Source organism: Streptomyces sp. NPDC054956 (assembly GCF_053609185.1).
Map to the genome: position 1 here is coordinate 1 of NZ_JBSGXB010000427.1, position 5,228 is coordinate 5,228.

General features: G+C 74.9%; 5 protein-coding genes. All 5 read left to right on the forward strand.

Translation table 11 applies throughout. The features are described from left to right. Positions 1-2,045: MXAN_6230/SCO0854 family RING domain-containing protein (locus tag ACWGDE_RS35865; RefSeq protein WP_453393262.1), on the forward strand; the 2,045-nt coding region annotated here is incomplete at its 5' end. A gap of 43 nt (positions 2,046-2,088) precedes the next feature. Then, entirely contained in the window at positions 2,089-3,069 is a 981-nt protein-coding gene (locus ACWGDE_RS35870) for a DEDDh family exonuclease (RefSeq protein ID WP_453393263.1), read from the forward strand. A gap of 122 nt (positions 3,070-3,191) precedes the next feature. After that, the gene (locus tag ACWGDE_RS35875; RefSeq protein ID WP_112453882.1) at positions 3,192-3,425 is read left to right on the forward strand and encodes a hypothetical protein; all 234 of its coding nucleotides are present in this window, start codon (positions 3,192-3,194) and stop codon (positions 3,423-3,425) included. A 135-nt stretch (positions 3,426-3,560) separates the two neighbouring features. Continuing rightward, positions 3,561-4,355 (forward strand): SURF1 family cytochrome oxidase biogenesis protein, encoded by a 795-nt coding sequence (locus ACWGDE_RS35880; protein ID WP_453393264.1) that lies wholly within the window; start codon positions 3,561-3,563, stop codon positions 4,353-4,355. 10 nt (positions 4,356-4,365) lie between these two features. Continuing rightward, complete coding sequence (locus ACWGDE_RS35885; RefSeq protein ID WP_453393265.1) at positions 4,366-5,121, forward strand: SDR family oxidoreductase; 756 nt, start codon at positions 4,366-4,368, stop codon at positions 5,119-5,121. Positions 5,122-5,228: the final 107 nt, after the last annotated feature.

Below are 5,228 nucleotides of genomic sequence, written 5' to 3' on the forward strand. Positions count from 1 at the left end.
CCGACCCGGCGGCGGCCTCGGCCCGGCAGCTGGCCTCGCTGCTCGCCCGGGCGACCCCTCTGTCCCCCGAGGACCGCGAGGACCTGCGCCTGCTGGTCGGACTGGCCCCGGCCGGGCTCGACTGGCTCCCCGGGGAGATCCCCGTACGGGAGACCAAGGCGCTGGTCCTGGCCGCCCTGCTCGCCGGGCCCGCCACCCGCGACGCCGTACTGCCGCGGCTCGCCGGGCGGCTGACCACCGCCACCGACGTGCTGCGGCTCCTCGCCGCGCTGTCCGGCCAGGACGCGGAGCTGCCCCCGCCGTCCGGGTTCCGCTCCCCCTCCCGGCCGCTGCGCCGCGAACTGCTGGGCGTGCTCGACGCCTTGCCCACCGCCTACCTCGTCGAGGACCTGCTGCGGCATCCGACCGCCTGGAAGCGGGCCGCCGAGACCCTGCACCCCTTCGAGCGGCACGCCCGCCACCCCCGGGCCGCCCTGGCCTTCGCCGTGCTGCGGGACACCAACCTGTCCGGCGCCCTGGGCGCGGCCCTGCGGGAGACCGCCGCCGCGCATCCGGAGGCCGTGCGCGTGGACGGCGACCGCCTCCGGCCCGTGACCTGGGCCGGGCGCGTGGAGCGGGCCCTGGCGGAGGGAGACCCCGGCGTCGCCGCGGCGGTTGCCGCGGAGCGTCCGGGTGAACTCGTGCGCCGCCTGGACCACCTGCTGCGCCTGCACTCCGGCGAGGTCCTGGTCCCGGAGCTGGCGAAGGGGCTGGCCCGCGGGCTCCCCTCCGTCGGCGCGGGCCCGCTGCTGTCGGCGCTCGGAGCGCTGCGGGTGCGCGCCGGGGACCGGACCGGCTCGCGCCGCGTGTTCTTCCCCAAGGGGCAGGTCGCCCACGCGCGGTCCGTGACGGAGGACCGCCCGCCGCTGCCCGCGCCGCTCGCCCGCGCGGCCACGGCCCTGCTGGAGGCGGAGGTGCTGCGCCGGTTCGCCCGGGCCGAGGAGGACCCGTACGAACTGGCCGTCCTGGACTCCGGGCTCGCGGAGCTGCCCGTGCCCTTCGGGGAGCGGTCCTCCGCCAGGTCGCTGGTCGCGGTGCCCCGGGGCAGCGGCCTGGCGCTGCCCGCGGGCGAGGTGCTGCGGCTGTTCCTGCACTGGACGGAGCCCGCCGGCCGGGTGACCGACCTGGACCTGTCGGTGGCCTTCTTCGACGCCGACTGGAAGTTCACCGGCGTGTGCGACTACACGGACCTCGTGCACGGGAAGGGCCGGGCCGCCGTGCACTCCGGCGACCTCACCTCGGCGCCGGCGCCGGAGGGGGCCACCGAATACGTGGACCTGGACCTGGCGAAGCTCGCCCGGCAGGGGGACGCGTACGCCGTCGCACTGGTCTTCAGCTTCAACAACGTGCCGTTCGAGGAGATGGACGACGCCTTCGCCGGGTTCATGGCCCTGCCGGCGGACGGCCCGCGCGACTCCTCGTACGATCCGCGCACGGTCCGCCAGCGCTTCGACCTGAGCGGCACCTCGCGGGTCTGCATGCCGATGGTCGTGGACCTGGCCGCGCGGCGGGCGCTGTGGACGGACGTCCACCTGCCCCCGACGGGCGGCTTCCAGAGCGTCGCCTCGCACGGGGACCGGCTCGCGGCCGTGGCCTCGGACGTGTGGGAGCACTTCGGCTCCGGGTCCCGTACGACCCTGTGGGACCTCGCGGTGTGGCGGGCGGCGGCCCGCACCCGGGAGGTCGCCGTCCTGCGGCGGGCTCCGCTGCCCGGACACCTCGACGAGCTGTGGCTGTACCGGGCCGGGGCCGGCGAGGAACCCGCCGCCTTCGCCGCTCGGATCTCCGCCCTGGAGCCGCCCGAGGAGCGCCGGCCCCGTACGGACGCCGACGCGGAGGCCGCCGAACTGGCCGCCGGGAAGCGCGCGTTCCTGGCGCTGACCTCGGCGACCGTGGCCCCGGAGGGTGGTTCGGGTACGGCCTACCGGCTCTTCCCCGCGGGCGCCGAAGTACCCGGGACCTTCGCCCGGGTGAGCGCCGGCGAGCTCGTGGCCGAGCTGGGCTGAGAGGGCATCGGGCGCCGGGTGTCGGCGCGGGCCGATATCCTCTGTGACCATGCTCGCCGACCGTACGACCGCAGAGACGATGTGGCCGACCGCGTACCCACAGGGGTACGCGGTCGTCGACGTGGAGACCACCGGGCTCGCTCGCGACGACCGGATAATCTCCGCCGCCGTCTACCGGCTCGACGCTCAGGGCAACGTCGAGGACCACTGGTACACGCTGGTCAACCCCCAGCGGGATCCGGGACCGGTGTGGATCCACGGCCTGACCAGCGACATGCTCCAGGACGCGCCGCTCTTCAAGGACGTCGCCGAGGAGTTCGCGGACCGGCTCGCCGACCGGGTGCTCGTCGCGCACAACGCGATCTTCGACTGGCAGATGATCGCCCGCGAGTACGCCCGGGCCGCCGCGACCGCGCCGGTCCGCCAGCGGCTGTGCACCATCGCCCTGTCGAAGGAACTGAACCTCCCGCTGCCCAACCACAAGCTGGAGTCGCTCGCCGCGCACTTCGGCGTGGTCCAGCAGCGCGCCCACCACGCGCTCGACGACGCCCGCGTCCTCGCCGAGGCCTTCCGTCCGTCCCTGCACGCGGCCGCGCGGGACAACGTACGGCTGCCCCTGCTGGAGTGCCGGCCGCTGACGGAGTGGTCGGACTCCCCCGCCACTCCGCGCGTCGGGTACCAGGCTTCGTACGGCGCGAGCTCGAGCTGGCGGCCCTCGCGCAAGCGGCCGCCGTGCCCGTACCCGAACCCGGGTCGGTACGCGGACGGCGAGCCGCTCAAGCAGGGCATGCGGATCGCGTTCTCCGGCGACACCTCGGTGGACCGGGAGCTGCTGGAGGACCGAGCGGTCGAGGCGGGCCTGCACGTCGCCACGAGCGTGTCGCGGCTCACGAGCCTGCTCGTGACGAACGATCCGGACTCGGCGACCTCCAAGACGGTCAAGGCGAAGTCCTTCGGCACCCCGGTCGTCGACGAGGCCGCCTTCACCCAGCTTCTGCGCGACGTGGCCCCGGCTCAGGACTGATCCGGGGGGGGCGGGCCGCGGTCCGGGGCGGGAGGGCGCGCATTGGGCCGGCCGGGTGCAGGCGCGGCGACTCACCCCGGTGGATCTTGTTCCGGTGCGCCGCCCTGCGCAGCATGCGGCCCATGGCACGTTGCGAAGTCTGCGGAAACGATTACGGCATGTCCTTCGAGGTGCACGCGCAGGGCGCCGTGCACGTCTTCGACTGCTTCTCCTGCGCCATCCACCGCATGGCGCCCATCTGTGAGCACTGCCGGGTCCAGATCATCGGCCAGGGCGTCGAGGTGGAGGGGCAGTGGTTCTGCGGCGGGCACTGCGCCCGCGCCGAAGGGAAGGTGGGCATCACCGACCGCGTCTGACCACGCCCCACCTCCTCACACCCTGCCTCCTCACGCCCTGCCTCCTCACGTCCCGCCTCCTCACACCCCCCTTCCCCGACCCCGGACGGCCACCCGGCCGCCGGGGTCCTCGCCGCTGGGGGTACCGTCGTGGGCGTGTACCGCTTTGTACTGACCCGGCAGTGGGTGTGCCTCACCCTCATCGGCCTCGTCCTCATCCCCGCGATGATCAGGCTGGGGTTCTGGCAGTTCCACCGCCATGAGCACCGGGTCGCACAGAACGAGCTGATCGCGGCCAACCTGGGCGCGAAGCCGGTCCCGATGACCGAGGTCTCCTCCCCCGGGCACGTCGTCCCGCGCTCCGACTACTGGCGTGCCGTGACCGCCACCGGCACCTACGACCCCGCGCACGAGGTCGTCGTACGGATGCGCACCTCGAACGACGACCGGGTCGGCTTCCAGGTCGTGACCCCGCTGGTGCAGGCCGACGGCCGGGTCGTACTCGTCAACCGCGGCTGGGTGGCGGGCGGCGACGACCCGCGCGGCTACCCGCCGGTGCCGGCCCCGCCCACGGGCGAGGTCACCGTGACCGGGCGGCTGAAGGCCGACGAGACCAGCGGCGGCAGCGGCATCAAGGACCGCAGGGGCCTGCCGGACCGCCAGGTGATGCTGATCAACAGCGCGCAGCAGGCGGAGTACCTGGGCAAGCCCGTCCTCGGCGGCTACCTGGAACTGACCTCCCCAGTACCGGCCGACGGCAAGCCCGAGGTGGTCGCCGAGCCCGACCACGACTCGATCGGGCCGCACATGGCGTACGCCGTGCAGTGGTGGCTGTTCACCTTCGCGGTGCCGGTGGGCTGGATCGTCCTCGTACGGCGCGAGAAGCGCGACCGCGAGGCGGCCGCCGCGGCGGAGGCCGCCGCCGAGCGGGAGTCGGTGGCCACCGCGTAGCGTGTCGGGCATGGATCTTGGACTGAAGGACCGTGTCTACGTCGTCACCGGCGCCACCAGGGGCCTCGGCTACGCCTCCGCCCGGGAACTGACCGCCGACGGCGCGAAGGTGGTGCTGACCGGCCGGGACGCGGAGCGCGCCGGGGCCGCGGCGGCGGCCCTGGGACCGAACGCGGTCGGCGTGGCCGCCGACAACTCCGACCCGCAGACGCCCGCCCGCCTCATCCAGGCCGCCCGGGAGCGCTTCGGCCGCTTCGACGGCGTCCTCGTCAGCGTGGGCGGCCCGACGCCGGGTCTGGCCGCCGACAACACCGACGAGCAGTGGGCCACGGCCTTCGAGTCGGTCTTCCTCGGCGCGGTCCGCCTCGCGCGGGCGGCCGCGGCCGAGCTCTCCGAGGGCGGGGTCATCGGCTTCGTCCTGTCGGGATCGGTCCACGAGCCCATCCAGGGCCTCACCATCTCCAACGGCCTGCGCCCGGGCCTGGCCGGCTTCGCCAAGTCCCTCTCGGTGGATCTGGGCCCGCGCGGCATCCGCGTGGTCGGGCTGCTCCCCGCCCGCATCGACACCGACCGGGTCCGCGAGCTCGACGCCCTGTCCGGGGACGCGGTCGCCGCCCGGACCCGCAACGAGTCCGCGATCCCGCTGCGGCGCTACGGCACCCCGGAGGAGTTCGGCCGCGCGGCGGCGTTCCTCCTCTCCCCGGCGGCCTCGTACCTGACCGGGGTCATGCTCCCGGTGGACGGCGGCTCCCGCCACGGCTTCTGACGGAGGACGGGGCCCAGGGGAGGGCCGGGGCGCCCCGGCCCTCAGGCGGCGCGGGTCAGGCAGGCTCGGGAAGAGTCGGCCTAGGTCACCCGCTGCGCCCGGCGGGG